General features: G+C 73.2%; 30 protein-coding genes. 16 read left to right on the top strand and 14 right to left on the bottom strand.

Annotated features, from left to right (window positions below; all coding sequences use genetic code 11):
* Positions 1 to 3: 3 nt before the first annotated feature.
* Together ACFYON_RS13800 and sigB are read right to left on the bottom strand one after the other, a co-directional pair.
* Positions 4 to 411 (bottom strand): VOC family protein, encoded by a 408-nt coding sequence (locus ACFYON_RS13800; protein ID WP_354865483.1) that lies wholly within the window; start codon positions 409 to 411, stop codon positions 4 to 6.
* 83 nt (positions 412 to 494) lie between these two features.
* Positions 495 to 1,481: an RNA polymerase sigma factor SigB gene (gene sigB / locus ACFYON_RS13795; protein ID WP_354865481.1), complete on the bottom strand. Its 987-nt coding sequence runs from the start codon at positions 1,479 to 1,481 to the stop codon at positions 495 to 497.
* A 221-nt stretch (positions 1,482 to 1,702) separates the two neighbouring features.
* Here sigB and ACFYON_RS13790 point away from each other — a divergent pair, with 221 nt between their 5' ends.
* On the top strand, positions 1,703 to 2,491 hold the full coding sequence (locus tag ACFYON_RS13790; RefSeq protein WP_354865479.1) for a sporulation protein: 789 nt from the start codon (positions 1,703 to 1,705) through the stop codon (positions 2,489 to 2,491).
* Here ACFYON_RS13790 and dtd read toward each other — a convergent pair.
* Positions 2,488 to 2,910: a D-aminoacyl-tRNA deacylase gene (dtd, locus tag ACFYON_RS13785; protein WP_354865477.1), complete on the bottom strand. Its 423-nt coding sequence runs from the start codon at positions 2,908 to 2,910 to the stop codon at positions 2,488 to 2,490. The genes ACFYON_RS13790 and dtd overlap by 4 nt on opposite strands.
* Entirely contained in the window at positions 2,910 to 4,394 is a 1,485-nt protein-coding gene (locus tag ACFYON_RS13780; protein ID WP_387320776.1) for a methyltransferase, read from the bottom strand. The genes dtd and ACFYON_RS13780 overlap by 1 nt, the downstream gene beginning before the upstream one ends.
* 180 nt (positions 4,395 to 4,574) lie before the next feature.
* Here ACFYON_RS13780 and ACFYON_RS13775 point away from each other — a divergent pair, with 180 nt between their 5' ends.
* Together ACFYON_RS13775 and ACFYON_RS13770 are read left to right on the top strand one after the other, a co-directional pair.
* Positions 4,575 to 5,795 carry a S8 family peptidase gene (locus ACFYON_RS13775; RefSeq protein WP_354865473.1) on the top strand — a complete coding sequence of 407 codons (1,221 nt, stop codon included), beginning with the start codon at positions 4,575 to 4,577 and terminating at the stop codon, positions 5,793 to 5,795.
* A gap of 124 nt (positions 5,796 to 5,919) precedes the next feature.
* Positions 5,920 to 6,495 (top strand): HhH-GPD-type base excision DNA repair protein, encoded by a 576-nt coding sequence (locus tag ACFYON_RS13770; protein WP_354865471.1) that lies wholly within the window; start codon positions 5,920 to 5,922, stop codon positions 6,493 to 6,495.
* 24 nt (positions 6,496 to 6,519) lie between these two features.
* Here the strand turns inward: ACFYON_RS13770 and ACFYON_RS13765 are convergent, their stop codons facing one another.
* Both ACFYON_RS13765 and ACFYON_RS13760 read right to left on the bottom strand, forming a co-directional pair.
* Positions 6,520 to 6,831, bottom strand: coding sequence for a hypothetical protein (locus ACFYON_RS13765; RefSeq protein ID WP_013284778.1), 312 nt, complete (start codon positions 6,829 to 6,831; stop codon positions 6,520 to 6,522).
* On the bottom strand, positions 6,821 to 7,132 hold the full coding sequence (locus ACFYON_RS13760) for a hypothetical protein (protein WP_354865469.1): 312 nt from the start codon (positions 7,130 to 7,132) through the stop codon (positions 6,821 to 6,823). The genes ACFYON_RS13765 and ACFYON_RS13760 overlap by 11 nt, the downstream gene beginning before the upstream one ends.
* A gap of 106 nt (positions 7,133 to 7,238) precedes the next feature.
* Between ACFYON_RS13760 and ACFYON_RS13755 the strand changes: the two genes are divergently transcribed.
* On the top strand, positions 7,239 to 7,595 hold the full coding sequence (locus tag ACFYON_RS13755) for a DUF3099 domain-containing protein (RefSeq protein ID WP_354865467.1): 357 nt from the start codon (positions 7,239 to 7,241) through the stop codon (positions 7,593 to 7,595).
* 39 nt (positions 7,596 to 7,634) lie between these two features.
* Here the strand turns inward: ACFYON_RS13755 and ACFYON_RS13750 are convergent, their stop codons facing one another.
* Both ACFYON_RS13750 and ACFYON_RS13745 read right to left on the bottom strand, forming a co-directional pair.
* The gene (locus tag ACFYON_RS13750; protein ID WP_354865465.1) at positions 7,635 to 8,531 is read right to left on the bottom strand and encodes a sugar kinase; all 897 of its coding nucleotides are present in this window, start codon (positions 8,529 to 8,531) and stop codon (positions 7,635 to 7,637) included.
* Positions 8,528 to 9,454, bottom strand: coding sequence for a pseudouridine-5'-phosphate glycosidase (locus ACFYON_RS13745; RefSeq protein ID WP_354865463.1), 927 nt, complete (start codon positions 9,452 to 9,454; stop codon positions 8,528 to 8,530). The genes ACFYON_RS13750 and ACFYON_RS13745 overlap by 4 nt, the downstream gene beginning before the upstream one ends.
* 88 nt (positions 9,455 to 9,542) lie before the next feature.
* Here ACFYON_RS13745 and ACFYON_RS13740 point away from each other — a divergent pair, with 88 nt between their 5' ends.
* The 3 genes from ACFYON_RS13740 (at position 9,543) to ACFYON_RS13730 (ending at position 12,365) form a co-directional block, all read left to right on the top strand.
* Entirely contained in the window at positions 9,543 to 9,761 is a 219-nt protein-coding gene (locus ACFYON_RS13740; protein WP_354865461.1) for a DUF3039 domain-containing protein, read from the top strand.
* Between the two features lie 40 nt (positions 9,762 to 9,801).
* Positions 9,802 to 10,452: a TRIC cation channel family protein gene (locus ACFYON_RS13735; RefSeq protein WP_354865459.1), complete on the top strand. Its 651-nt coding sequence runs from the start codon at positions 9,802 to 9,804 to the stop codon at positions 10,450 to 10,452.
* A gap of 191 nt (positions 10,453 to 10,643) precedes the next feature.
* Positions 10,644 to 12,365 carry a DEAD/DEAH box helicase gene (locus ACFYON_RS13730; protein WP_354865996.1) on the top strand — a complete coding sequence of 574 codons (1,722 nt, stop codon included), beginning with the start codon at positions 10,644 to 10,646 and terminating at the stop codon, positions 12,363 to 12,365.
* Between the two features lie 127 nt (positions 12,366 to 12,492).
* Here the strand turns inward: ACFYON_RS13730 and ACFYON_RS13725 are convergent, their stop codons facing one another.
* Positions 12,493 to 12,726: a hypothetical protein gene (locus tag ACFYON_RS13725; RefSeq protein WP_354865457.1), complete on the bottom strand. Its 234-nt coding sequence runs from the start codon at positions 12,724 to 12,726 to the stop codon at positions 12,493 to 12,495.
* Between the two features lie 244 nt (positions 12,727 to 12,970).
* Complete coding sequence (locus ACFYON_RS13720) at positions 12,971 to 14,560, bottom strand: RNA polymerase sigma factor (protein ID WP_387320774.1); 1,590 nt, start codon at positions 14,558 to 14,560, stop codon at positions 12,971 to 12,973.
* Between the two features lie 286 nt (positions 14,561 to 14,846).
* On the opposite strand from ACFYON_RS13720, the gene ACFYON_RS13715 reads away from it, so the two are divergent.
* Positions 14,847 to 15,668 (top strand): inositol monophosphatase family protein, encoded by an 822-nt coding sequence (locus ACFYON_RS13715; RefSeq protein ID WP_354865455.1) that lies wholly within the window; start codon positions 14,847 to 14,849, stop codon positions 15,666 to 15,668.
* Between the two features lie 71 nt (positions 15,669 to 15,739).
* Here ACFYON_RS13715 and ACFYON_RS13710 read toward each other — a convergent pair whose 3' ends face one another.
* Positions 15,740 to 16,255 (bottom strand): LytR C-terminal domain-containing protein, encoded by a 516-nt coding sequence (locus ACFYON_RS13710; protein ID WP_354865994.1) that lies wholly within the window; start codon positions 16,253 to 16,255, stop codon positions 15,740 to 15,742.
* Positions 16,256 to 16,692: 437 nt separating this feature from the next.
* Between ACFYON_RS13710 and ACFYON_RS13705 the strand changes: the two genes are divergently transcribed.
* Together ACFYON_RS13705 and ACFYON_RS13700 are read left to right on the top strand one after the other, a co-directional pair.
* Entirely contained in the window at positions 16,693 to 16,989 is a 297-nt protein-coding gene (locus ACFYON_RS13705) for a DUF4193 domain-containing protein (protein WP_013284790.1), read from the top strand.
* 274 nt (positions 16,990 to 17,263) lie between these two features.
* Positions 17,264 to 17,992: a hypothetical protein gene (locus ACFYON_RS13700; RefSeq protein ID WP_354865992.1), complete on the top strand. Its 729-nt coding sequence runs from the start codon at positions 17,264 to 17,266 to the stop codon at positions 17,990 to 17,992.
* A 27-nt stretch (positions 17,993 to 18,019) separates the two neighbouring features.
* Here ACFYON_RS13700 and ACFYON_RS13695 read toward each other — a convergent pair whose 3' ends face one another.
* The gene (locus ACFYON_RS13695; protein ID WP_354865452.1) at positions 18,020 to 18,508 is read right to left on the bottom strand and encodes a DUF3093 domain-containing protein; all 489 of its coding nucleotides are present in this window, start codon (positions 18,506 to 18,508) and stop codon (positions 18,020 to 18,022) included.
* A gap of 85 nt (positions 18,509 to 18,593) precedes the next feature.
* Between ACFYON_RS13695 and dut the strand changes: the two genes are divergently transcribed.
* The 4 genes from dut (at position 18,594) to ACFYON_RS13675 (ending at position 20,961) form a co-directional block, all read left to right on the top strand.
* Positions 18,594 to 19,091: a dUTP diphosphatase gene (dut, locus tag ACFYON_RS13690; protein ID WP_208635274.1), complete on the top strand. Its 498-nt coding sequence runs from the start codon at positions 18,594 to 18,596 to the stop codon at positions 19,089 to 19,091.
* A gap of 25 nt (positions 19,092 to 19,116) precedes the next feature.
* Positions 19,117 to 19,734 carry a DUF3710 domain-containing protein gene (locus ACFYON_RS13685; RefSeq protein WP_354865450.1) on the top strand — a complete coding sequence of 206 codons (618 nt, stop codon included), beginning with the start codon at positions 19,117 to 19,119 and terminating at the stop codon, positions 19,732 to 19,734.
* Positions 19,735 to 19,903: 169 nt separating this feature from the next.
* Positions 19,904 to 20,284, top strand: a complete 381-nt coding sequence (locus ACFYON_RS13680) for an OB-fold nucleic acid binding domain-containing protein (protein WP_030502986.1) — start codon at positions 19,904 to 19,906, stop codon at positions 20,282 to 20,284.
* Positions 20,281 to 20,961, top strand: coding sequence for a DUF3159 domain-containing protein (locus ACFYON_RS13675; protein WP_354865448.1), 681 nt, complete (start codon positions 20,281 to 20,283; stop codon positions 20,959 to 20,961). Before ACFYON_RS13680 ends, ACFYON_RS13675 begins: the two co-directional genes overlap by 4 nt.
* A gap of 10 nt (positions 20,962 to 20,971) precedes the next feature.
* Here the strand turns inward: ACFYON_RS13675 and ACFYON_RS13670 are convergent, their stop codons facing one another.
* Positions 20,972 to 21,661: a TrkA family potassium uptake protein gene (locus ACFYON_RS13670; RefSeq protein WP_354865446.1), complete on the bottom strand. Its 690-nt coding sequence runs from the start codon at positions 21,659 to 21,661 to the stop codon at positions 20,972 to 20,974.
* Between the two features lie 3 nt (positions 21,662 to 21,664).
* A complete protein-coding gene (locus ACFYON_RS13665; RefSeq protein ID WP_354865444.1) occupies positions 21,665 to 22,330 on the bottom strand; it encodes a TrkA family potassium uptake protein in 666 nt (221 codons plus the stop codon).
* 157 nt (positions 22,331 to 22,487) lie between these two features.
* Between ACFYON_RS13665 and ACFYON_RS13660 the strand changes: the two genes are divergently transcribed.
* Together ACFYON_RS13660 and ACFYON_RS13655 are read left to right on the top strand one after the other, a co-directional pair.
* A complete protein-coding gene (locus tag ACFYON_RS13660) occupies positions 22,488 to 24,539 on the top strand; it encodes an APC family permease (RefSeq protein ID WP_354865442.1) in 2,052 nt (683 codons plus the stop codon).
* Positions 24,536 to 25,840: a class I SAM-dependent RNA methyltransferase gene (locus ACFYON_RS13655; RefSeq protein ID WP_387320771.1), complete on the top strand. Its 1,305-nt coding sequence runs from the start codon at positions 24,536 to 24,538 to the stop codon at positions 25,838 to 25,840. The genes ACFYON_RS13660 and ACFYON_RS13655 overlap by 4 nt, the downstream gene beginning before the upstream one ends.
* Positions 25,841 to 25,845 lie beyond the last annotated feature (5 nt).

Below are 25,845 nucleotides of genomic sequence, written 5' to 3'. Positions count from 1 at the left end.
ACCTCAGCCGCGCGCGGAGATCTGCTGCACCGCCCACTCGTTGCCGTCCGGGTCGCGGAGGAAGACGAAGCCGACGTTGTCCAGCGGGTGCGGCACCGGGCGCGGGTTCTGGCCGAGCACCTGGATCTCGCTCACCTCGACGCCCCGCTCGACCAGTTCGGCGCGGGCCCGCTCCAGGTCCGGCACGACGAGTTGCAGGCCCTTGAGCGAGCCGGGTGGCATCTCCGGTACGACGCCCCGGCCGAGGACGATCGAGCAGCCGGAGCCCGGCGGTGTGAGCTGGACGATCCGCCCCGCGCCGCCCAGGTCGGTGTCGTGGTCGACGACGAAGCCGAGCCGCCGCGCGTAGAACTCCTTGGCCCGGTCCACGTCGGAGACCGGTACGACCACCACTTCCAGCGTCCAGTTCATGGCCTCAGGGTGGTCGCCCGAGGCGGCCACATCAAGCGCGAAAGGCCCCGGCGAACCGCCGGGGCCTTTCGGGGCAGGGTGGGTCAGCAGGCGTACGCCTCCAGCCGGTTCGCCCGCTCCGGGTCGCGCAGCTTCAGCAGCGTGATCTTCTCGATCTGCCGGATCCGCTCCCGGGACAGGCCGAACTCGCGGCCGACCTCGTCCAGCGTGCGCTGCCGGCCGTCGTCCAGGCCGAAGCGCAGCCGGATCACCGCCTGCTCCCGCTGGGACAGCGTGGCCAGCACGATGCGGACCTCGTTGCGCAGCTCGCCGTTGGTGGCGGCGTCGCCGGGCTCGGTACGCGGGTCCACGGCGGCGACGAAGTCGCCGAGCGCGCTCTCGCCGTCCTCGCCGACGGCCTGGTCCAGGCTGACCGGCTCCCGGTCGTAGGAGATCAGCTCGATCACCTGGAACTCGGGGATCTCCAGCGCCTTGGCCACCTCGCTGACGGTGGGCTCGCGACCCAGCGACACCGACAGCTCGCGGCGTACCCGGACCATCCGGTTGACCTGCTCGACCATGTGCACCGGGATGCGGATGGTGCGGGCCTGGTCGGCCATGGCGCGGGTGATGGCCTGGCGGATCCACCAGGTGGCGTAGGTGGAGAACTTGTAGCCCTTGGTGTAGTCGAACTTCTCGACGGCGCGGATGAGGCCGAGGTTGCCCTCCTGGATGAGGTCGAGGAAGGCCATGCCACGGCCGGTGTAACGCTTGGCGATGCTCACCACCAGCCGCAGGTTCGCCTCCAGCAGGTGGTCCTTGGCGGCGCGGCCCTCGGCCGCGATCAGCGCCAGGTCCGCGCGCAGCTCGGCGGAGACGGGGGTGCAGGTGGACAGCTTCTCCTCGGCGAAGAGGCCGGCCTCGATCCGCTTGCTCAGCTCGACCTCCTGCGCCGCGGTGAGCAGCTTGGTGCGGCCGATGCCGTTCAGGTACGCCCGGACCAGGTCGGTGGAGACGCCGCGCTCGTCGGTGGCGTCGAGGTCCGTGAGGGTGACGTCCATGTCCTGGTGCTCGATCATCTGCTGGGTCATCTCTGTTCTCCCCGTGTCCGACGTGCCGTACCGGCCCCGTGCCGCCTACGCCGTGGTGGCCGATGACAAACAGCTTGGCGGTCGGGGCGTGAGACGGGAGTGAGGCGATCGGGGAACCGACAGGATTCCGGTGTGGAATCCCGCGGCCGCTTGCCCGGCGCGGTTACCGTGCCAGCGACCGGCCGTCGGGGCCGGCACGGCACTGATGATCGGAGAACGCGGTGGTCTTCAAGCGGCTCATGCAGGCGATGGGTGTGGGCGGGCCGTCGGTGGAGACGGTGCTCGCCAACCCGAACTGCCGCCCGGGCGGCGTTCTGGAGGGCCGGATCCAGGTGGTCGGGGGCGAGCACCCGGTGGACGTGAGCTACCTCGCGCTCGGTCTGGTCACGCGGGTCGAGGTGGAGAGCTCCGATTCGGAGTACGACGTCAACCAGGAGTTCGGCCGGGCCCAGATGACCGGCGCGTTCCGGCTGGAGCCGGGGCAGCGCCACGATGTGCCGTTCCGCTACCAGGTGCCCTGGGAGACGCCGCTGACCGACCTGTACGGCCAGCACCTGCACGGCATGACCATGGGTCTGCGTACCGAGCTGGAGGTGGCGCGGGCGGTGGACAAGGGCGACATGGACGCCGTGGCGGTGCACCCGCTGCCGGCCCACGAGCGGCTGCTGGAGGCGCTGCTGCGGCTGGGCTTCCGCTTCGCGCGCGCCGACGTCGAGCGTGGACACATCTACGGGCTGCACCAGCAGCTGCCGTTCTACCAGGAGATCGAGTTCTACCCGGCGTCGCAGTACGCGGGCGCGATGAACCAGCTGGAGGTCACCTTCGTGACCGATCCGCGCCAGGTCCACGTGGTGCTGGAGCTGGACAAGCGCGGCGGGCTGTTCACCGAGGGACGTGACGCGTTCGGCCGGTTCACCGTGGACCACGCCACGGCGGACCGCACCGACTGGGCCGCCCAGCTCGACGGCTGGTTGCGGCAGTCGCTGTCCCGCCGCGGGCTGTTCTCCTAGAGGTCGAGCACGAGGGTCCGGGGACCGACGTTGACGCTCTCCACCAGCATGTGGGCGCGGAAACGGCCGGTCTCCACCTTCGCGCCCCGGGCGCGCAACTGCTCGACCACCGCGTCCACCAGGGGTTCGGCCACCTGGGCGGGCGCGGCGGCGGTCCAGCTCGGCCGCCGGCCCTTGCGGGCGTCGCCGTAGAGCGTGAACTGGCTCACCACGAGCAGCGGTGCCCCGACGTCGGCGGCGCTGCGCTCGTCGTCGAGGATGCGCAGCTCGTGCAGCTTGCGGGCCATCGTGGCGGCCACCTGCGGGGTGTCGGTGTGGGTGACGCCGAGCAGCACCAGCAGCCCGTCGGTGATCTCACCGGTCACCTCGTCGTCGACGGTCACCCGGGCCCGGCCGACGGTCTGCACCACAGCGCGCATCAGTCGGTCACCGGCTCGACGATGCCGCGCTCGACCAGGTGCGCCACGATCGGCCCGGCCGCCTCGGCCAGCTCGTCCGGCGTCACGTCGTGCGCGGCGGCCAGCAGGGCGAGCTGGTCGCGCAGCGGCAACCGGCCGTCGGCGCCGCCGACCAGGGCGAGCACCAGCGGGTCGATCTCCTCCGACCAGCGCAGTCCGCGCGGCATGGCCAGGACCTGCCGGTCCACCGCCCAGCCCTCGTCGCCCATGGTGGCCTCCTGCCGCAGCTGGAGCCCTTCGGCGGCGCGGTACCGGGCGGCCAGCAGACCCTCGGCGCCCCGGGCGCGCAGCCAGTCCTGCCTGGTGAACCACTCACCGATCCGGTCGCCGAGCGGCGGCTCGACCCGCTGGCGCAGGTCCTCCACCCGGACGATCGGCTGTTCGTGGCCGGAGCGGCGCAGCGAGACGATGCCGAAGCCGATCGCCTCCACCTTGTGCGCGTCGAACCAGTCCAGCCACGCCGCCATCCGCTGCGGGTCGGCGCTCTCGCCGACGTCGGTGAGCCAGAGGTTCACGTACGCCATCGGGTCGGCCACCTCGCGCTGGATCACCCAGGCGTCCAGGCCGGTGCCGGCGAACCAGCCGGTGACCCGCTCGGCCCAGTCCTCGCCGGTGACGTGCACCCAGTTCGCCAGGTACTGCATGGTGCCGCCCTCGGTGAGCAGGTCTGGCGCGGCGGCGGCCAGCTCCGCGCCGATCGCGTCGCCGACCCGCCCGGAGTCCCGGTAGACGTACGTGGTGGTGCCCGGGCCGACCACGAACGGCGGGTTGCTGACCACCAGGTCGAAGCGGCGCCCGGCCACCGGGGCGACCATGTCGCCGCGCAGCAGCTCCCAGTCCTGCCCGTTGAGCGCGGCGGTGGTCGCGGCGAACCGCAGCGCCCGCTCGGAGACGTCGGTGGCGGTGACCCGGCGCGCGTGGGTGCCCAGGTGCAGCGCCTGGACGCCGGAGCCGGTGCCGAGGTCGAGCGCGGTGTCCACGGTCGGACGCACGGTGGCCGAGATCAGCGTCTGGGTGGCGCCGCCGATGCCCAGCACGTGCTCGGCGTGCAGCGGCTGTCCGGGCCGGGCACTGGCGGGCACGTCGGCGAGCACCCACCAGTCGTCCCCGTACGGCTCCAGGTCCACCCCGGCGCGCAGGCCGTCGCCGTGCCGCTCGACGATGCCCCCGGCCAGCGCCTCGTCCACGGCGAGCGGGGCCAGCGCGGCGGCCACCGCCGCCTCCGGTTCGGTCTGGTCGCAGATGAAGACCCGGATCAGCGTGGCCAGCCGGTCCCGGTCCTCGGTGGCGCGCAGCGCGGCCCGGTAGTCGTTGCGGGCCACCGCGCCGGTGCCCTGCGGGCCCAGGCGGTCGGCGATGCCGTTGGCGGTGAAGCGGGCAAGCGTCAGCGCGGTGCGCAGCGCGTCGACCCCGGCGGGGGAGAGCAGCATGTCGTGACGGTCCACGTGTTCATCCTGCCTCGGACGCGGTCCGGCGCGGCGCGCACCCGCCGATCCATAACGTGAACCGCATCTATTGGCAGCTATCTCTTTCATGTGTGTCGATCTCTGGTTAGCATTCCTGCCAACATCCGTCGATGGGGTGATCCGGACACAAACCGGGCCGCCCCGGTAGGGAGCCAGACGATGCCCGACGTGTCCCTTCCCCGGCGGCGCGCGCTGCGTGCGCTCGCCGTCACGGCCGCCGCCGCGGCCTTCGCCGCCGCCGCCTCCACGCCCGCTCTCGCCGCGCCCACCGGGGAGATCCGGTACGCCGGTGCCGCCGACGCCATCAGCGGCAGCTACGTGGTCGTGCTCAAGGGCGACGCGGTCGGCACCGCGAACACCCTCGCCGCCCGCACCGCGGTGCCGGACCGGGCCGCCGGGCTGGCCAAGCGCTACGGCGGCAACGTCGGCACGGTGTGGAGCTCCGCTCTCACCGGCTACAGCGCCAAGATGACCCCCGCCCAGGCTCGCCGGCTGGCCGCCGACCCGGCCGTCGCGTACGTCGAGCAGGACCGCGTCATGACCACCCAGGGCACCCAGACCGGGGCCACCTGGGGCCTGGACCGGATCGACCAGCGGAACCTGCCGCTGAACAGCACCTACACCTACCCGAACACCGCCAGCAACGTGCGCGCCTACATCATCGACACCGGCATCCGCACCACGCACAGCGACTTCGGCGGCCGGGCCACCTGGGGCACCAACACGGTGGACACCAACAACACCGACTGCAACGGCCACGGCACGCACGTCGCCGGCACTGTCGGCGGCACCAAGTACGGCGTGGCCAAGGGTGTGCGTCTGGTGGCCGTCAAGGTGCTCAACTGCAGCGGCAGCGGCAGCACCACCGGCGTGATCAGCGGCGTCAACTGGGTCACCTCGAACGCGGTGAAGCCGGCCGTGGCCAACATGAGCCTCGGCGGCGGCGCCAGCAGCACGCTGGACAACGCGGTGGCCAACTCGATCAACTCCGGCGTCACGTACGCGCTCGCGGCCGGCAACTCCAGCGCCAACGCGTGCAACTCGTCGCCGGCCCGGGTCGCCTCGGCGATCACGGTGGGCGCCACCACCAGCACCGACGCCCGTGCCTCCTACTCGAACTACGGCTCCTGCGTGGACATCTTCGCGCCGGGCTCGTCGATCACCTCGGCGTGGCGCACCAGCGACACCGCCACCAACTCGATCAGCGGCACCTCGATGGCCTCCCCGCACGTGGCCGGCGCGGCGGCGCTCGTGCTGTCCGCGAACACCTCCTACACCCCGGCTCAGGTGGCCAGCTACCTGACCAGCAACGCCACCACCGGCAAGGTGACCAGCCCGGGCTCGGGCTCGCCGAACCGGCTGCTCTTCGTCGTCAACTGACGACAAGGTGACCTGACCACACCGTGGGCCGCGGCCCGGTGGACCTCCCAGGGGTCCACCGGGCCGTGTCACGTCGTCGGGGAGTCGGCGCCCCGGCCGCCGGGCCGGGCGGCAGGATGGGGGCATGACGCTCTCCCTGCCCATCGACCCGCAGGCCAACGAGCTGCTGGCGCGCAGCCCGCTGGCACTGCTCCTCGGCATGGTGCTGGACCAGCAGGTGCCGATGGAGAAGGCGTTCTCCTCCCCGTACGTGCTGGCGCAGCGGCTCGGCCACGAGCCGGACGCCGCGGAACTGGCCGGGTACGACCCGGAGGCGCTGGTGGAGGTCTTCGCCCGGCCGCCCGCGCTGCACCGTTTCCCGAAGGCGATGGCGGCCCGCGTGCAGGAGGTGTGCCGGGTGCTCGTGGAGCGCTACGACGGCGACCCGGCCCGGCTCTGGTCCGACGTGACCGACGGCCGGGAACTGCTGCGCCGGGTGGGTGAGCTGCCCGGGTTCGGCCGGCAGAAGGCGCAGATCTTCGTGGCGCTGCTCGGCAAGCGGTTCGGGATCACCCCGGACGGCTGGCGCGAGGCCGCCGGCGACTACGGCGACGCGGACGCCAACCGGTCGGTGGCCGACGTGACCGACCCGGAGTCGCTGCGCCGCGTACGCGAGTTCAAGCAGCGGATGAAGGCGGAGGCGAAGGCCGCGAAGGGCTGACCGCCGGGCCGGTGGGGTGAGCCGTCAGGCGGCGGTCGGGCGGGACAGCGACGCCAGCGCGCGCCGCACGTCGGCAAGCGAGACGGTGGCCGAGTCGTCCAGGTCGGCCAGGCCGGCCTCGATCCACTGCCGCATCAGCGTGGTCACCCCGATGCCGCGCGCGTCGGCGGCGGCGCGGACCCGCTCGTACGTCTCCAGCGGCAGCCGCACGGAGCGGCTGACCATCGGTACGTCGGTGTCGGGGGTGGGCAGCTGCGCGGGTGACGTGTCGTCGATCAGGTCGGCGAACGCGTCGCCTCCGGCGTGGAACCGCTTTGTCGCCTCGTCACGGTGCATCGTGACCGCCTCCTCGTCGGCGTGATCTCCGTACCGCCTCGTCGTAGCGCTTGGCCTCGACGTCGCTCAGCTCGCGGGCGGAGAGGATGTCCCAGTCGTTGTCGGTGCCGTCGGCCTCGGCCAGCAGCACGGCGAGCCGTCGGCCCCGGTGGTCGGTCGCGTAGACCACCATGACGTCGTCGCCGAGGTGCCGGATGACCCGGCGCCTGCTGTGCAGGGCCTCCCAGACTTCCCCGGGTGTGACGTCGTAGACCCGCAGGTTCGCCAGCGCCTCGTCGGTGAAGCTGAACCGGTTGGCCACGGGCGGAGCGTACCACGCGCGTAACACGCACCCGACCGTCACGATTCTCGCCGATCATCCGTCCGGAGTGACAGGATGGTCCCTATCCCCTCGTAGGAGGTCCGTGGTGAAGCGTCAGGCGTACCAGCCGATCCTGATCACCGACGCCCCGCGCAGCCAGGACGACCAGCTCAACAGCCGGCAGAAGCGATACGTGCTGATGATGGCCATCCGGGTCGCGTGCCTGGTGGCGGGCGCGATCCTGGTCGGCGTCAAGGCCCCGCTGCTCTGGCTCTGGCTGCCGCTGTGCGCGCTCGGCATGGTGCTCGTGCCCTGGCTCGCCGTGCTGCTCGCCAACGACCGGCCGCCCAAGGAGGAGCACCGGCTGGCGAACCGGTTCCGCAACCGGCACCGCGAGGAGCCCGCGCCCACGGTCCTCACCGCCGAGGAGAACCCCCACAAGATCATCGACGCCGAGCCCTGACCGGCCCGGGCGGCGCACCACCCGGGCCGGCCGCTCGCGTCAGGGAGCCGGACGGGCGCCCACTGTCGTCACGGCGAGCGCGCCCAGGTCGCCCGCGCGGGCCAGCGTGGCGCGCGGATCAGCGCCGTCCAGCCACGCGGTGAGCAGCCCGGCCGCGAACGCGTCCCCGGCGCCGGTCACGTCCACCACGTCAACCCCCGGTGCCGGGGCGAACTCCACCACGCCGCCGCGCTCCACCCACACCGCGCCCGCCGCTCCCTGCTTGACCACCACCCGGCGCGCCACAGCTGTCAGCGCCCGCGCCTGCGCCGCCGGGTCGAGCCCGCCGGCCAGCACCGTCGCCTCGTCCGTGTTGACGAGCAGCAGGTCGACGTCGCGTACCCAGGTCAGGAACGCTCCGCCGACGCGCCGCAGCGGCGCCGCGGACGCCGCGTCGACGCTGACGGTCAGCCCACGCGCGCGGGCCGTGGCCAGCGCGCGCAGGCCGGCGCCGCGCGACGCGACGTCCAACAGGGTGTACGCGGACAGGTGCAGATGCCCGGCGTCGGGCGCGGCGGCCAGCGCCGCGTCCACGTGCCCGGCGGTCAGCCGCAGGTTCGCGCCCCGCTGGCTGACCATCGTGCGCTCCCCGTCGTGGGTGAGCACGATGACGGTGCCGGTCGGGTAGCCCTCGTGCCGCTCCACCGCGCAGTCGACACCGATCCGGGCCAGCTCGGCCACCCGCTCCCGGCCGGTCTCGTCGTCGCCGACGGCGGCGACCAGGGTCACCGCCGCGCCCTGCCCGGCGAGCCAGGCCGCGGTGTTCGCCGCCTGCCCGCCGCCGCTGAACCGGATCCCGGCCGCGGTGTCCGAACCGGTCGCCAGCGGCCCGGACAGCACCGCGAGCACGTCGGTGATGACGTCGCCGACGACGACGACGCGCGGCGTGGTGCTCATGGGGTGGGACGGGTCGCCGCGGCGACCGCGATCCGGGCCGCGAGGTCGGCGTTGCGCAGGATGATCCGCACGTTCACGGCCAGGCTGGCGCCCTCGGTGGCGGAGTGGAAGTGCGACAGCAGGAACGGGGTGACCGCCTTGCCGGTGATCCCCTCACGGGCCAGCGCGGCCAGTCCCGCCGCGAGCGTGCGGTCGTGCAGCGCCGGGTCGAGCTGCTCGTCGGCGGGCAGCGGGTTGGCCACGACCAGACCGCCGTGGTGCACACCGTGCGCCGCGCGGGCGGCCAGCACGTCCGCCACCTGCTCGGGCGACTCGACCGACCAGTCCAGGTCGAAGCCCGCGTCGGTCAGGTAGAAGCCGGGGAAGCGGCGGGTGCGGTAGCCGACCACGCCCACCCCGAGCGTCTCCAGCCGCTCCAGCGTCGCGCCCACGTCCAGGATCGACTTGACCCCGGCGCAGACCACGGCGATCGGCGTACGGGCCAGCGTGACCAGGTCGGCCGACTCGTCGAACGTCTGCGCCGCCTCCCGGTGCACACCGCCGAGCCCACCGGTGGCGAACACGCCGATCCCCGCCGCAGCCGCGACGGCGCTGGTGGCCGCCACGGTGGTGGCCCCGTCCGCGCCCGCCGCCGCCGCCGGGGCCAGGTCGCGGACCGAGAGCTTGCTCACGCCGTCGACAGTGGCGAGCCGGGTGAGCTGGGCGTCGTCCAGCCCGACCCGCAGCTCGCCGGCGACCATGCCGATGGTGGCCGGCACCGCCCCCGCGTCCCGTACCGCCTGCTCGATCTCGCGCGCCACGCGCAGGTTGTCCGGCCGGGGCAGCCCGTGCGAGACGATCGTGCTCTCCAACGCCACGACCGGGCGGCCGTCCCGCAGGGCGTCGGCCACCTCACTACCGAGACTGATGTGAAAGTTGGTCACGTCGGCTACCGTACGGGCCGCTTCCGGCCGGGGCCCAGGTGGACCGGGGCAGACCGACCTGCAAAACTGGAACGCCGGAGGTGTAGTCGTGAACACAGAGATTCTCGAGCGTCCCGAGCTGAAGGACGCGGACACTGGTCCGGAGATGTTCCACTACGTCCGCAAGGAGAAGATCGCCGAGAGTGCCGTCATGGGCACCTACGTGGTCGCGCTCTGCGGCGAGACGTTCCCGGTCACGAAGGCGGCCAAGCCGGGCTCCCCGGTCTGCCCGAAGTGCAAGGAGATCTACGACTCGTACCGCGAGTGATCGCGGGCGGCTCCGCCGCCCGCGCACGTAACCTGCGGCGGTGACCACCTCCACCGCCCTTCTGCTCGCCGACCTCACCGGCGTGGCGGTCTTCGCCGCCTCCGGCGCCTCCGCGGCGGTGGCGAAACGGCTCGACCTGTTCGGGGTCGTCTTCGTCGGTGTGGTCGCCGCGCTCGGCGGGGGCATCGCCCGGGACCTGGTGATCGACGAGGTTCCGCCGCTGGCGTTCGCCGACTGGCGGTACACGGCCACCGCCTCCGTCACCGCCGCCGCCGTGTTCTGGCTGCACCCCCAGCTCGCCCGGCTGCGTACGACGGTGCTCGTGCTGGACGCGGCCGGGCTCGGCCTGTTCACCGTCATCGGCACGCTCAAGGCCCTCGACGCCGCCGTTCCGGCGGTCGGCGCCTGCATGATCGGCATGCTCACCGCCATCGGCGGCGGACTGGGCCGGGACCTGCTCACCGGCGAGATCCCGGTGGTGCTGCGCCGGGAGATCTACGCCCTGGCCGCGCTCGCCGGCTCGGTCGCGGTGGCGCTGCTGTCGGCGTCCGGACAGGCCACCGCCGTGCCGCTCACCGCCGCCGCCCTGCTCGTGTTCGGGCTGCGCCTGATCGCGCTGCGGCGCCGCTGGTCCGCGCCCGTGGCGACGCTGCAGCCGCCGCGCACCGGCACCCCGGGGCCCCTGTCCTGAGCCCTCGTGCGCCGGGGTGGGCGGATGTGACAGGCGTGGCGTCGAGTGGGGCGCACGGCCCCGGCTGGTTATGCTGAACCGGCCTTCGCGGCACCGGATGCGCGAGGGCGTTTTCATGGGCGGCGGCTCCCGTGGCCCCGGTCGGGCCCGCCGCCGTCCGCGGCGGAGAGGAGCTACGCGTGCCACCGCGGATGCCGGCGCTCGACACGTTCCCGCCCCTGCGCGCCTGGCAACGCAAGGCGCTCGTGGAGTACCTGCGCCGCCGGACCGAGGACTTCACAGCGGTCGCCACCCCCGGCGCCGGCAAGACCACGTTCGCGCTGCGCATCGCCGCCGAACTGCTCGCCGACGGCACCGTCGAGGCGGTCACGGTGGTCGCGCCGACCGAGCACCTGAAGACCCAGTGGGCGCAGGCCGCCGCACGGGTCGGCATCCAGCTCGACGCCGCGTTCCGCAACGCCGACCTGCACTCCGCCGCCGACTTCCACGGCGCGGTGGTCACCTACGCCCAGGTGGGCATGGCGCCGCAGGTGCACCGGCGGCGCACCATGACCCGCCGCACGCTTGTCATCCTCGACGAGATCCACCACGCCGGTGACTCGCGTACCTGGGGCGACGGCGTCAAGGCGGCGTTCGAGCCCGCGGTACGCCGGCTGATGCTCACCGGCACGCCGTTCCGCTCCGACGACAACCCGATCCCGTTCGTCGGCTACGAGCGCGGCGGCGACGGGCTGCTGCGCTCCCGCGCCGACTCGGTCTACGGCTACTCCGACGCGCTGCGCGAGGGCGTGGTCCGGCCGGTGCTGTTCCTGGCGTACTCGGGGGAGACCCGCTGGCGCACCAACGCCGGCGAGGAGCTGGCCGCCCGCCTCGGCGAGCCGATGACGCAGGACCTGATCGCGCAGGCGTGGCGTACCGCGCTGGACCCGGCCGGCGACTGGATGCCGCAGGTGCTGCGCGCCGCCGACGCCCGGCTGAGCGTGCTGCGCGCCAACGGCATGCCTGATGCGGGTGGCCTGGTCATCGCCAGCGACCAGCAGGTGGCGCGCTCGTACGCGAAGTTGCTGGAGCAGGTGACCGGCGAGAAGGCCGCCGTGGTGCTCTCCGACGACCAGGGCGCGTCCGCGCGGATCGCGACGTTCGCCGCCTCGCAGCAACGGTGGCTGGTCGCGGTGCGGATGGTGTCCGAGGGCGTCGACATCCCCCGGCTGGCCGTCGGCGTGTACGCGACCAGCGCCAGCACCCCGCTGTACTTCGCGCAGGCGATCGGCCGGTTCGTCCGGGCCCGCCGTCCCGGCGAGACCGCGTCGGTGTTCCTGCCCAGCGTGCCGCACCTGCTCGGGCTGGCCAGCGAGATGGAGGCCGAGCGGGACCACGTGCTCGGCAAGCCGAAGGACCGCGAGGGCTTCGACGACGACCTGCTGGAGCGCGCCCAGCGCGACGACGCCGCCAGCGGGGAGCTGGAGAAGCGCTTCGCCGCGCTCTCCGCCACCGCCGAGCTGGACCAGGTGATCTTCGACGGGGCATCGTTCGGCACCGCCGCCCAGGCCGGCACGCCCGAGGAGGAGGAATACCTCGGCCTGCCCGGTCTGCTCACCGCCGACCAGGTCTCGCTGCTGCTCACCAAGCGGCAGGCCGAGCAGCTCGCCGCGCAGAAGCGCCGGGCCGCCCAGCGGACCGCTGAGCCGGCCGCTGCGGCCCCGGCGGCGGCGCCCCCACCGATGAGCGCCGCCCAGCGCCGGGTGGCGCTACGGCGGCAGCTGAACACTCTGGTGGCCGCCCGGCACCACCACACCGGCCAGCCGCACGGCAAGATCCACGCGGAGCTGCGCCGGATCTGCGGCGGCCCGCCCAGCGCGCAGGCGACGATCGAGCAGCTCGAGGAGCGCATCGCCACCGTGCAGACCCTGTGAGGAAGGGGCCTCCGGTAATGAGGGGGCCCCTTCCGGACATCGGTACCCGCACGAAAAACCGGCCGGAGGCTGCCCTTGCGGGTGCCTCCGGCCGGTCATGTCGGGGTTGTGGACTTCTTGTCGGACCTCAGTTCGCCATCAGATCGGCGCCACGCCAGCTGAACTCCGGGTCCGCCACGAAACGCACGGTGATCTTCACGAGATCCTCCGCGTACTTGTTCGCGTGGTGCCCACAGAACACCAGCTCACTCCCACCCGAGAGGGTGATCCGGAGCTTGCCGGCAGCATTGCAGCGGTCGCACCGTTCATCGGCGGCCGGGGGGCTCACCGTCTCGGGCGGCGGCGTGAGGGTCGGGGTCATCGCCTTCCTCCTCTGGTCGTCACCGATGAACACTCTCTTCGGTTGCTCACCTATCGTGCAACACCCATCTCGGGCCCTGCCTTCCCTGTGTGCCCGCGGGGGACCGAGGTCACACCTGGCGTGGAGGACAGTGTGCCGTGTACCAAGGGTGCCACGTCAACGATCACAAACAGGCAACCGACCGATCACCGATCGGTGTTCTACGGCTGGTGATCAAACCGGCACGATTAGTTGACGTACGCGGTCAGTCCAGGTAGTCGCGGAGCACCTGGGAACGCGAGGGGTGCCGCAACTTGGACATGGTCTTGGATTCGATCTGCCGGATGCGTTCCCGGGTCACGCCGTACACCTGGCCGATCTCGTCCAGGGTGCGCGGCTGGCCGTCGGTGAGGCCGAAACGCAGGCGCACCACACCCGCCTCACGCTCGGACAACGTCTGGAGGACCTGCTGGAGCTGGTCCTGGAGCAGTGAGAACGACACCGCGTCGACAGCGACGACCGCCTCGGAGTCCTCGATGAAGTCGCCGAGCTGGCTGTCGCCCTCGTCACCGATGGTCTGGTCGAGCGAGATGGGCTCCCGGGCGTACTGCTGGATCTCCAGCACCTTCTCCGGTGTGATGTCCATCTCCTTGGCCAGCTCCTCCGGCGTGGGCTCGCGGCCCAGGTCCTGGAGCAGCTCGCGCTGTATCCGGCCGAGCTTGTTGATCACCTCGACCATGTGCACCGGGATGCGGATGGTGCGGGCCTGGTCGGCCATGGCGCGGGTGATGGCCTGGCGGATCCACCAGGTGGCGTAGGTGGAGAACTTGTAGCCCTTGGTGTAGTCGAACTTCTCGACGGCGCGGATGAGGCCGAGGTTGCCCTCCTGGATGAGGTCGAGGAAGGCCATGCCACGGCCGGTGTAACGCTTGGCCAGCGAGACCACCAGGCGGAGGTTCGCCTCCAGCAGGTGGTTCTTGGCCCGCTCGCCGTCCCGGGAGATCCACATCAGGTCGCGCTGGAGGTCGCGGACCAGCTTCTCCTCGCCCTCGTCGGCGGCGCGCAGCCGCTCGGCGGCGTAGAGGCCGGCCTCGATCCGCTTGGCCAGCTCGACCTCCTGCTCGGCGTTGAGCAGCGGCACCTTGCCGATCTGCTTCAGGTACGCCCGCACGGAGTCGGCGGAGGCGGTCAGCTCGGCGTCCCGGCGCGCCTGCTTGAGCGCCTCGGACTCCTCGTCGTCCCACTCGAAGTCGTTGTCGGTGGCGGAGCTGGCCGCGTCGGCCTCGGCGGCCTGGGCCAGCTCGGCCGGCTCCTCGACCACCACGTCCTCGATCTCGGCGGCCAGCGCCTCCGGGTCGACCTCACCCTCGGCGCCCTCGGCCTTGGCCGGCTTGGCCGCGGCGGTCTTCGCCGCCACAGTGGCCTTGGTGGCACGGGTCGCCTTGGTGGCCTTCGCCGGGACCGCGGACTTCGCCGCGTCGGCGGTGGTGGCCTTGCGCGCGGTCGCCTTCCGCGGGGCCGGGGCGGGCGACTCCTCCGCGGCCGGCGCCTGCTTCGGAGCGGGCGCGGCGGCCTTCTTCGTGGTCTTGGCGGTGGTCGCGCGGGAGGCCGGGGTGGCGGACCGGGCGGCGGCGACGCGGCGGCGGGTGCTCGCCGAGCCGTCCACCACCACCGTCACACCCGCCTCGGAGAGCGCGCGGAGGATCTTCTTGGCCTGGTCCGGGGTCACCTCAGCGGACTCGACGGTGCGCGCGAGCTGGGCCGACGTGAGCTGGCCGCCGGCGCTCTGCGCATGGGCGATCAGGGTGTCGGTGAGCGAGCGAACGTCGGCGCCGGTCTGGCGGGGATCTGTCACGAAGACCTTCCGGAGGCGAAAGAGCGAGCACGGCCGGGTCGTCCGGCGCAGCATGGGACGGCCGCGCCGGGCGAGTCGTTGAGGACCCCCGTGTCCCGGGCCGTCCGGTCGGTGGCGGTCCGTGGCGCGTGGGCAGGGTGAATTGTAACGCCGTCTGCCGCGATCATCCCGCGCCGCACGGCTGACCTGCGGTCCGGGACCGCAGATTCGGCGCAGATGTGGACTTTGTAAGGATGATACCCACGCACGAGACGGCCGGTCCCGATCGCGCCGGAAGGGGAGGAACATGATCACCTCGACGCCCACGGCGGGGGAGTTGCTCGCGATCGCTGTCGATGTGGCCCGGGAGGCCGCCGCCACCGCCTACCGGATGCGGGTCGAGGGCGTCTCGGTGGCCGCTACCAAGAGCACGGTGACCGACGTGGTCACCGCCGCCGACCGGGCGGTGGAGCGGCAGGTGATCGCCGCGCTGCGGGCACGCCGGCCCGGCGACGCGGTGCTGGGCGAGGAGTACGGCGCCGGCGAGGCCGGCCCCGCCGACGCCGACGGCGTGCGCTGGATCCTCGACCCGATCGACGGGACCGTGAACTACCTCTACGGGCTGCCCTACTACGCCGTCTCGCTGGCCGCCGAGGTGGCCGACGAGGTGGTCGCCGGGGTGGTCCGCAACGTCGTCACCGGCGAGGAGTGGACCGCGACGCTCGGCGGCGGCGCCTGGCGCGACGGGCAGCGGCTGCACGGCTCCACCGCCACCGACCTCGGGCAGGCGCTCGTGGCCACCGGGTTCGGCTACGACGCTCGCCGCCGGGCACACCAGGCGCGCGTGGTGACCGAGCTGATTCCGCACATCCGGGACATCCGCCGGATGGGCGCCGCCGCGCTCGACCTCTGCCTGGCCGCCGAGGGGCGGGTGGACGCGTACTACGAGAAAGGGCTGGCCGACTGGGACCTGGCCGCCGGCGGGCTGGTGGCCCGGGAGGCCGGTCTGCTGGTGACCGGCCTGTCCGGGCGGGCGGCCGGTCCGGACATGGTGCTCGCCGCGCCGCCGGCGCTGCACGGGCCGCTGCACGCCCGGCTGGTCGACCTGGACGCCTCCGGCGGGCCGTGACCGGGTGCCGGACATGCGACAGGGCGGCCTCCCCGAGGGAGACCGCCCCGCGTCGCCGGACCGCCTGCCGCCTACTTGGCGACCGGCATGGCGCAGGTCTCCGGTGGCGCCTGCGGCGCGCCCAGGTCGCCGAGCGACTGGTTGACCTCGGTGGTGGTGGCGAGCTGCTGGAACTGGTTGCCCAGGACCACGTCGACCACGTCGTCCTTGCGGTTCGCGTCGAAGGCCTGGTTGGCCTCGTTGAGGAAGTACGCACGCAGCAGGTGCGCCGAGCCCACGGCCTTGGGGCCGAACCGGAGCTGGGCCACGCCGTCGAACGCCTTCTTCTCGTTGCCGACCTTCTTGACCTGGAACTTGCGGTTGCGGAAGTCGTCCGCGACGCTGCCGGCCCGGCCGGCCTCGTCGGTGGCGTTGTAAACGTTGATCTTGACGTCCTTCTGTTCCCGCAGCCGCAGGTCGACCAGCGGCCAGCCGTCCGGGCAGGAGGCCGCCGTACCGGCTGTGCCCTGACTGTCCTTCAGCACGGCGACGACCACGAAGACCAGGGCGACGACCGCCAGCAGTCCGACGACAACGAGTGCCCGCACTCGCGCAAAACTCATCCTGGGCGCTCCCCGGACAGTGATTGGGTGGTGGCGGGCGACGCGGTCGGACCGCGACCGGTCGGCCGTCCAGTACGCCGCTGAGGTTAACGCTTGTCCGGCTCAGGCGTGGAAACAGTCCGACATACCGGCGCGCCACGCGGTGAGCCGGTAGGACTACCCCTATCTTCGTGTCGCCTGAGTCACATTGGGAACAACTTCGGGCCTGGAGGCGTACATCTCTCCCGCGAGGGCGGTATACATGCCTCGCCCACAGGGGGGTAAGGTTCCGCGCTCACCGGGGGCATTGCGCACCAGTGAGCCCGGCCCACCGTTCCTCGGTCGGGTGCCCGACAAAGATGGTGGCCGGTCAGGGGAACCGAAACGGCGTCGTCCGGCGTTACAACCGGCAGCGACAATATCGATATTGGAGAGTGAAACCGATGGCCACCGACTACGACGCCCCGCGTCGCGACGAGGTCGACCTCGGCGAGGACAGCCTCGAAGAGCTCAAGGCCCGGCGGGTCGACTCACAGTCGGGCGCCGTGGACGTCGACGAGGCCGAGGTGGCCGAGAGCTTCGAGCTGCCCGGCGCCGATCTGGCCGACGAGGAGCTCACGGTCAAGGTCCTCCCGATGCAGCAGGACGAGTTCCGGTGCGCCCGCTGCTTCCTGGTCCACCACCGCAGCCAGCTGGCGGTCGAGCGCAACGGCGACCTCATCTGCCGCGAGTGCGTCTGATCCCGACCGGGGACACCAGCGGCGGCCGCCTCGACGGGGCCGCCGCTGTTCGAGCCGCCGCCGTGCGGCGGCGACCGGTTGCTGCTTGACTCGTTACGGGCGGCTGCCACGCCGCCCGGAGCAGGAGGGCGGACGGGTGAGCGAGCGCAGCGAGGGGACCGGCGCGGACCGGACCCCGGCTCCGGCGAGACCGGCATCGAGCGGCCCGGCCGCGTCACCCGAGCCGGTCGGCTCCGGCCCGACGCCGGGTGAGTCCGGCGCGGACAGCGCCGAGATGGGCGCCACCGTCGCCGCGCTGACCGCCGACGACATCGCGCCGGCCCGCCGGCGGCAACTGCTGGCCCGGCTGGTCCGCCAGGCCCGCTCCCGCGGCATCACCGACCTGTTCAAGCCCCGCTCGGCGGTGCGCTGGATGACCGACACGGTCGCCGAGGTCGCCCCGCACGTGCCCGTCCGCGACCTCGCCACGCTGCGACGGCACTTCCCCGGCCTGGACGACGACGCGCTCGCCGACCGGCTCGTCCGCAACGCGTCCCGCGCCACCGCCGGGGTCGGCGCCGCGGGCGGCGGGGTCGCCGCTGTCGAGTGGGCGGTCACGCCCACCCTGCTCTCCGCCCCCGTCCTGCTGGCCGCCGAGACCGTGGCCGTGGTGGCGATCGAGCTGAAGCTGATCGGCGAGCTGCACGAGGTCCACCGGGTGCCGCTGCCGGCCGGCGGCACCGGCCGCGCCGTGGCGCTGGTGCAGTCCTGGGCCACCCAGCGGGGGGTCAACCCGATGATGCCGGGCGTCGGCGTGAGCGCGGTGCTCGGCACCGCCGCCCGCCGGGAACTGCGGGACAGCCTGATGCGCCGCTTCGGGCGCAACCTGACCACGCTCGGGCCGTTCCTGACCGGCGCCGCGGTGGCCGGATACCTCAACCGCCGGGCCACCCGCACGCTCGGCGAGCAACTGCGCAAGGACCTGCGGCGTACCGCGCGTGCCCTGCCGGAGGCGCCGTCCTGACGTTCCACGGCGCCGGGCGGCGGGACGTCAGGCCGCGTCGCGGGCGGCCAGCAGGGCGGCCGCCAGCTCGACCGGGCGCCGGGTGCTGACCACCCAGAACGGGGTCGGGTCGGCCGGGTCGTCCAGCACCACCTGCACCGCGCCGCCGATCCACGGGCGCTGCACCACGAAGGCCAGTGGGTCGGAGCCGACGCCGAGCACCTCGCGCCGGCCGGCCGCGTCCAGCGGCACCACGTCCGCGACGTACCGCACCGGCAGGTGGGCGTCGTCCACCCGCAGCTCGCCGTCGCGCACCTCGACCCCGATCCGGCCCAGCCACCACAGGCCGGCCATCGCGGCGGGGATCAGCAGCACGAACGGCAGCCAGGCGCGCACCCCGGTCGCGCCCATCCAGAGCTCGACCGCGAGCAGGCCGGCCACGGCCAGCCCGGCCGGCCAGGCCCACCAGGGCAGCCCGAGGCGCTCCGCGTACGCGACGGTGGCCGGCGGGGCGGCGGGAGATGACGACTGACGCACACAGACGAGGGTACGGCGCGCGAGCCCTCCGGCAACCGGCAGGATGGCAGGGGCACCCCGCAGGACCGGACGGAAGAGGATGACCGTGACAGACGTCGTACCCGTGCCCGTACGGCTGCTCGACCCGGAGCTGCCACTGCCGGCGTACGCCCATCCCGGCGACGCCGGCGCGGACCTGGTGGCCGCCGCGGACGTCGAGCTGCCCCCCGGCGGCCGGGCCCTGGTGCCCACCGGCGTGGCGGTGGCGCTGCCGGACGGCTACGTCGGGCTGGTGCACCCCCGATCCGGACTCGCGGCCAGACTCGGCGTGACGGTGCTCAACGCGCCCGGTACGGTCGACGCCGGCTATCGGGGTGAGATCCTGGTCAACCTGATCAACCACGATCGGGACACGCCAGCCAAGATCAGCCGGGGTGACCGGATCGCCCAACTGGTGGTGCAGCGGGTCGCCCGGGCCGAGTTCCGGCCGGTGGCCGAGCTGCCCGCGTCCCGGCGCGGCACCGGTGGGCACGGATCCACCGGCGGGCACGCGGGGCTGGTCCCGGCGCCGTCCGGCGGGCAGAGCGAAGAGGTGGCAGGGTGAGCGTGAACAGCGGAGGGTGGGCGCAGTGATCTTCTCCCGGAAGCGGGCCGACGAGCGTGAGAATGGGGTCCTCGACGCCGAGGAGACCCCGTCGGCGCCGGACCGCGGCCCGTACGACGTCAGTGAGGCCCCCGACGCGCCTCGCCTCGACCTGGGCAGCCTGCGGATACCGGCGGTGCCGGACGTGGAGGTGCGGGTCCAGGCCGACCCGCAGGGCGTGATCCAGCAGGTCGTGCTGGTGCACGGCCAGAGCGCGCTCCAGCTCGGCGTCTTCGCCGCGCCCCGCTCCGAGGGCATCTGGGACGAGGTACGCGAGGAGATCCGGCAGTCGCTGGTCACCGACGGCGCCACCGTCCAGGAGGTCGAGGGGGAGCAGGGTCCCGAGCTGCGCGCCCGGGTGCGTACCCCGGACGGGCCGACCGACCTGCGGTTCGTCGGCGTCGACGGCCCGCGGTGGATGGTGCGCGGCGTCTTCCAGGGCGCTGCCGCCACCGACCCGGCCGCCGCCGGCCCGCTCGCGGCCTGCCTGGACGGCCTGGTCGTCGACCGGGGCCAGGAGGCCAAGCCGGTGCGCGAGCCGCTGCCGCTGCGGCTGCCCCGCGAGGTCGCCGAGCAGCAGGACGCCGACTCGCCGGAGGTCTGATTTACGACGTGCGCGGGCCCGGCGCGACATGCGCCGGGCCCGCGGCGTGTCCGGTCCCGGGCCGGCGTTACGCGCCTCGCCGCTCCCGTCGGCGTGCCACTGCGCGTACGCTGGCGGGACGGTTCCGCTGCCCGCGGGGCCCCGCTGTGGAGAGGGTGACGCGGAGGTCATGACGACCGACGAGAGTCGGGGGTCGCTGCGGCGGCTCCTGCACCGGCTCACCGCGAGCGAGGCCGAGATCGAGGCGCAGGAGCTGCGCCGGGAAAGCGCCGAGTCCGGCGGCACGCCCGCCCACCAGTGCAACAGGGGTCAGGTGGTGTCGGTGGCCGGGCGGTTGCGTACCGTCGTCTACACGCCCCGCACGAACCTGCCCACGCTGGAGGCGGACCTCTACGACGGCACCGACGTCGTCACACTGGTCTGGCTGGGCCGCCGGCACATCGCCGGGATCGAGCCGGGCCGCCACCTGACCGCGCGCGGCCGGGTGGCGGTGCGCGACGACCGCAAGGTGATCTACAACCCGTACTACGAGCTGGAGTCGCCGAAGTGACGACCGGACAGCAGCACACCCCGCCGGGTCTCGGCCCGCAGGACGAGGAGCGGCTGCCCAGCCTCGCCGAGCAGATGGCCGACCAGCTCGGCGGATGGCGTGGGCTGGTCGAGTCGAGCATCCCGGTGGTGGTCTTCGTGGTCGCCAACGTGATCGGCGAACTGCGCCCCGCCGTGTACGCCTCGGTGGCGGTGGCGCTGCTGATCGCCGGGCTGCGGCTGGCCCAGCGCAAGCCGGTGCGGCACGCGATGAACGGGCTGTTCGGCGTCGGCATCGGCGCGCTGCTGGCCCTGCGCACCGGCGACGAGCGCGACTTCTACCTGCCCGGCATCCTCTACGGCATCGGGTACGGCCTGGCGCTGCTGCTGTCGGCCGCGATCCGGCAGCCGCTGGTCGGCTGGATCTGGTCGGTGCTTGTGGCGAAGGGCCGCTCCGAGTGGCGCGACGACCCCAAGCTGGTCCGCACCTTCACCCAGCTCACCGTGCTCTGGGGCGTGGTGTGGCTGGCCAAGGTCGGCGTACAGGCCGGGCTCTACCTGGCCCACCAGGACACCGCGCTCGGCGTGGCCCGGCTCGCCCTGGGCTACCCGCCGTACGCGCTGCTGCTGCTGATCACCGTCTGGGTGGTGCGCCGGGTCACCCGGGAGAACGCACCCGCCCCGCTGCCCGGCGCCTGAGGCCCCCGCCTCAGGACCGCTCCCGGTCACGGTCCGCGCCGGCCGGGCCGAGGATCACCGCGCGCACGTCGTCCTCGACCGCCGCGGTGCAGACGAAGACCAGCTCGTCACCGGCCTCGATCGAGTCGTCCGGGGTGGGCACCAGCACCCGCTTGCCGCGCACGATCGCCACCAGCGCCGCGTCCCGGGGGATGGGCACCGCGTGGATCGGCTGCCCCACGTAGGGCGCGGTCGGCGGCAGGGTGATCTCGACCAGGTTCGCCTCGCCCTGCCGGAACGTCATCAGCCGGACCAGGTCGCCGACGGTGACCGCCTCCTCCACAAGCGCCGCCATCACCCTCGGCTTGCTCACCGCGACGTCCACGCCCCACTGCTCGGTGAACAGCCACTCGTTCTCCGCCCGGTTGACCCGGGCCACCACGCGGGGCACCGCGAACTCGGTCTTGGCCAGCAGCGACACCACCAGGTTGACCTTGTCGTCGCCGGTGGCGGCGACCACCACGTCGCACCCGGCCACGTCGGCCTCCTCCAGGCTGGCCAGCTCGCACGCGTCGGCGAGCACCCAGTCGGCGGCCGGCACCCGGTCGGGCCGCAGCATCTTCGGCTGCCGCTCGATCAGCATCACCTGGTGGCCGTTGTCGATCAGTTCCTGGGCGATCGAGCGGCCCACGTTGCCCGCGCCGGCGATGGCGATCCGCATGGCTCAGTGCCCCCCTTCCGGCGGCGCCGCCGCCACCGACGTGACCGAGCCGTTGATGTCGTCGGTCACCAGCATGAAGACCTGGTCGCCCTCCTGCACCACAGTGGAGGCGGTGGGCAGGGTGCCGATCCCGAAGCGGTTCAGGTAGGCCACCCGGGCGCCGACCGCCTGCTCCAGCTGCCGCAGCGGCCGGCCGATCCAGTCCTTGTGCACCGGCACCTCGATGATCGAGACGGTGCTCGTCGGGTCGCGGAAGATCTCCACGTTGCCCTCGGGGACCAGGTGGCGCAGCATCCGGTCGGCGGTCCACCGGACGGTCGCCACGGTGGGGATGCCGAGCCGCTCGTAGACCTGGGCGCGGCGCTGGTCGTAGATGCGGGCCGCGACCCGGGACACGCCGAACGTCTCCCGGGCCAGCCGCGCCGAGATGATGTTGGAGTTGTCGCCGCTGGACACCGCCGCGAACGCGTCGGCCCGCTCGATGCCGGCCTCACGCAGCACCTCGCCGTCGAAGCCCGCGCCGGTCACGGTGATGCCGGCGAAGTCGGGCCCGAGACGGCGGAACGCGTCCGCGTCCTGGTCGATCACCGCCACCGAGTGCCCCCGGGACTCCAGGCTGTGGGCCAGGGTCGACCCGACCCGGCCGCAGCCCATGATCACCACATGCACGGTGTCCGCTCCTCCCACGGTGCCGCCCGCCGACCCGTCGTCTGCGAGCCTGCCACGTCCCGCCCCGGACAGGGGGACCGACCGTACCGCGCGGGCCCGCGCACCGGGGATCGACCACCCCCGCGCCCCACGCCCGGTGGTCGTACGCTTTGCGGTTGTGGCCCGACCCACCTCGCTGCTGAAGCGACTCCTCCTCGGTCGACCGTTCCGGTCCGACCGCCTCCAGCACACCCTGCTGCCGAAGCGCATCGCGCTGCCGGTCTTCGCCTCGGACGCGCTCTCCAGCGTCGCGTACGCCCCGGACGAGATCCTCCTGACGCTGTCCATCGCCGGCGCCTCGGCGTTCTTCTTCTCGCCGTGGGTGGCGCTCGCGGTCGTCGTGGTCATGCTGACCGTGGTGGCGAGCTACCGGCAGAACGTGCACGCCTACCCCTCCGGCGGCGGCGACTACGAGGTCGCCACCGTCAACCTCGGTCCCCGGGCCGGCCTCGCGGTGGCCAGCGCGCTGCTCGTCGACTACGTGCTCACAGTCGCCGTCTCGGTCTCCTCCGGCGTGGCGAACCTCGGCTCGGTGGTGCCGTTCGTGGCCACCCACAAGGTGCTCATCGCGGTCAGCGCGGTCGTGCTGCTCACCGCGATCAACCTGCGCGGCCTGCGCGAGTCGGGCACCGCCTTCGCCGTCCCCACGTACGGCTTCGTGATCGTCATCGGCGGCATGGTGCTGACCGGGCTGGTCCGCGTCTTCGTGCTCGGCGACGACCTGCGCGCGCCGAGCGCCGGGCTGGAGATCCAGGCCGAGCACAGCGTGACCGGGTTCGCGCTGGTGTTCCTGCTGCTGCGCACGTTCTCCTCCGGCTGCGCCGCGCTCACCGGGGTGGAGGCGATCTCCAACGGCGTACCGGCGTTCAAGAGCCCGAAGTCGAAGAACGCGGCGACCACGCTGCTGCTGCTCGGCGGCATCGCGGTGACCATGCTGGTCGGCATCATCTGGCTGGCCCGCCTCACCGGCCTCCAGTTCGTCGAGGACCCGAGCAGGCAGATCGTCTCCGGCCCGGTCGACTACGTGCAGAAGACGGTGACGGTGCAGCTCGGCGAGACCGTGTTCGGCGGCGGTTCGGTCCTGCTCTACGTGGTCGCCGGGATGACCGCGCTGATCCTGTTCCTGGCCGCCAACACCGCCTTCAACGGCTTCCCGGTGCTCGGCTCGATCCTCGCGCAGGACCGCTACCTGCCCCGCCAGTTGCACACCCGCGGCGACCGGCTGGCGTTCTCCAACGGCATCGTGTTCCTGGCCGTCTTCGCGGTCGTGCTGATCATCGGCTTCCAGGCCGAGGTGACGAAGCTCATCCAGCTCTACATCGTCGGGGTGTTCGTCTCGTTCACGCTCTCCCAGGCCGGCATGATCCGGCACTGGAACCGGCACCTGCGCCACGAGCGCGATCCGGAGGCCCGCCGCCGGATGCTGCGCTCCCGGGCGATCAACACGTTCGGCATGGTCATGACCGGCGTGGTGCTGATCATCGTGCTGGCCACCAAGTTCCTGCTCGGCGCGTGGATCGCGATCGTCGCGATGGCGATGATGTACATGGTGATGCTCGGCATCCGCCGGCACTACGACCGGATCGCCGAGGAACTGGAGCCGACCGAGCAGCGGGGCGTGCTGCCCGCCCGCAACCACGCCATCGTGCTGGTGAGCAAGCTGCACAAGCCGACGCTGCGGGCCGTCGCGTACGCCCGGGCCACCCGTCCGGACACGCTCACCGCGGTCACTGTGAACGTGGACGAGCAGGACACCCGCGAACTCCAGGCCGACTGGGAGCGCCGTGAGCTGCCGGTGCCGCTCACCGTGATCGACTCCCCGTACCGGGAGATCACCCGCCCGATCCTCAACTTCGTGGCGTCGGTGCGCCGGGAGTCGCCCCGCGACGTGGTCACCGTCTTCATTCCCGAGTACGTGGTGGGCCGCTGGTGGGAGAACCTGCTGCACAACCAGAGCGCGCTGCGGCTCAAGGGGCGGCTGCTGTTCGAGCCGGGCGTGATGGTGACCAGCGTGCCGTGGCAGCTCGCCTCCACCGCCAGCAAGAACCTGGACCGGCTGGACGCCACGCTGAGCCGGGGCCCGGCGCGCGGCCCCCGGGTGGCGCCGCAGAGCACGCTGCCGCCACCGGTGGCGTCCACGCCGTCCGTCGAGCGCGAGGAGTTGTCATGAGCGGCGTCGAGCGTCCCGGTCCCGCGTCGGCCGGTTCTGCGACGGTGGCGGGGCGGTCCGGTTCCGTGCCGGCGGCGGAGGAGCGGCCCGGGCTGGAGGAGGCCGAGCGGGTCGAGCTGACAGTCGACGCGGTCGCGCCGGGCGGGCACTGCGTGGCCCGGGCCGGCGGGCAGGTGGTCTTCGTCCGGCACGCGCTGCCCGGCGAGCGCGTGGTGGCCGAGGTGACCGAGCTGCACCGGGGTTTCGCCCGCGCCGACGCGGTGGAGATCCTGGACGCCTCGCCGGACCGGGTCACGGCGCCCTGCCCGTACGCCCGGCCGGGCCGGTGCGGTGGCTGCGACCTCCAGCACGTCGCCCCGGCCGCGCAGCTCGACTGGAAGCTCGCCGTGGTGCGGGAGCAGCTCACCCGGCTGGGCGGCCTCGCGGCGGAGCAGATCGACGCGCTCGGCGTACGCGTCGAGGCGCTGCCCGGCGGGCAGCTGGGCTGGCGGTCCCGGGTCCGCTACGCGGTCGACGCCGCCGGCCGGGCCGGGCTGCTCAAGCACCGCTCGCACGAGGTGGTGACGATCGAGCGGTGCCTGATCGCGCACCCGGCGATCCAGGAGTTGCCGGTGCTCCCGCCCACCGGCGCCCGCTGGCCGGACGCCGACGCGGTGGAGACGGTCGCCAGCACCGGCGGGGACGTCGCGGTGGTCGCGTACGCCGATGGGGTTCCGACGGCGGTGAGCGGGCCGGAGCGGGTCCGGGAGACGGCGGCCGGGCGGTCCTTCACGCTGCCCGCCTCGGGGTTCTGGCAGGTGCACCCGGCCGCCGCGGACGCGCTCACCGGCGCGGTCCTCGACCTGCTGGACCCGCGGCCGGGCGAGACGGCCTGGGACCTGTACGGCGGGGCCGGCCTGTTCGCCGCCGCCCTCGCGGAACGGGTCGGCGGCGCCCGGGTGACGCTCGTCGAGTCGGCGCCGGACGGGGTGGCCGCGGCCCGGGAGAACCTGGCCGGCCTGCCCGCCGTCGAGGTGGTCGCCGCGCGGGTGGAGACCGCGCTGGCCCGGCGCCGGATCACCGGACCGGTCGACCTGGTGGTGCTCGACCCGCCGCGCTCCGGCGCGGGCGCGCCGGTGGTCCGTGGCGTGGTGGCCGCCCGGCCACGCGCGGTCGCCTACGTGGCCTGCGACCCGGCCGCGTTCGGCCGGGACGTGCGCACGTTCGCCGAGGCGGGGTGGCGGCTGGCCGCGCTGCGCGGCTTCGACCTGTTCCCGATGACCCAGCACGTGGAGCTGGTCGGGCTGTTCCTGCCTGGCTAGCCTGA

It is taken from the genome of Micromonospora sp. NPDC005686, assembly GCF_042871665.1.
Taxonomy (GTDB): Bacteria; Actinomycetota; Actinomycetes; order Mycobacteriales; family Micromonosporaceae; genus Micromonospora.
The sequence above is the reverse complement of the archived record's forward strand: the minus strand, read 5'-3'. Positions and strand labels throughout refer to the sequence as shown.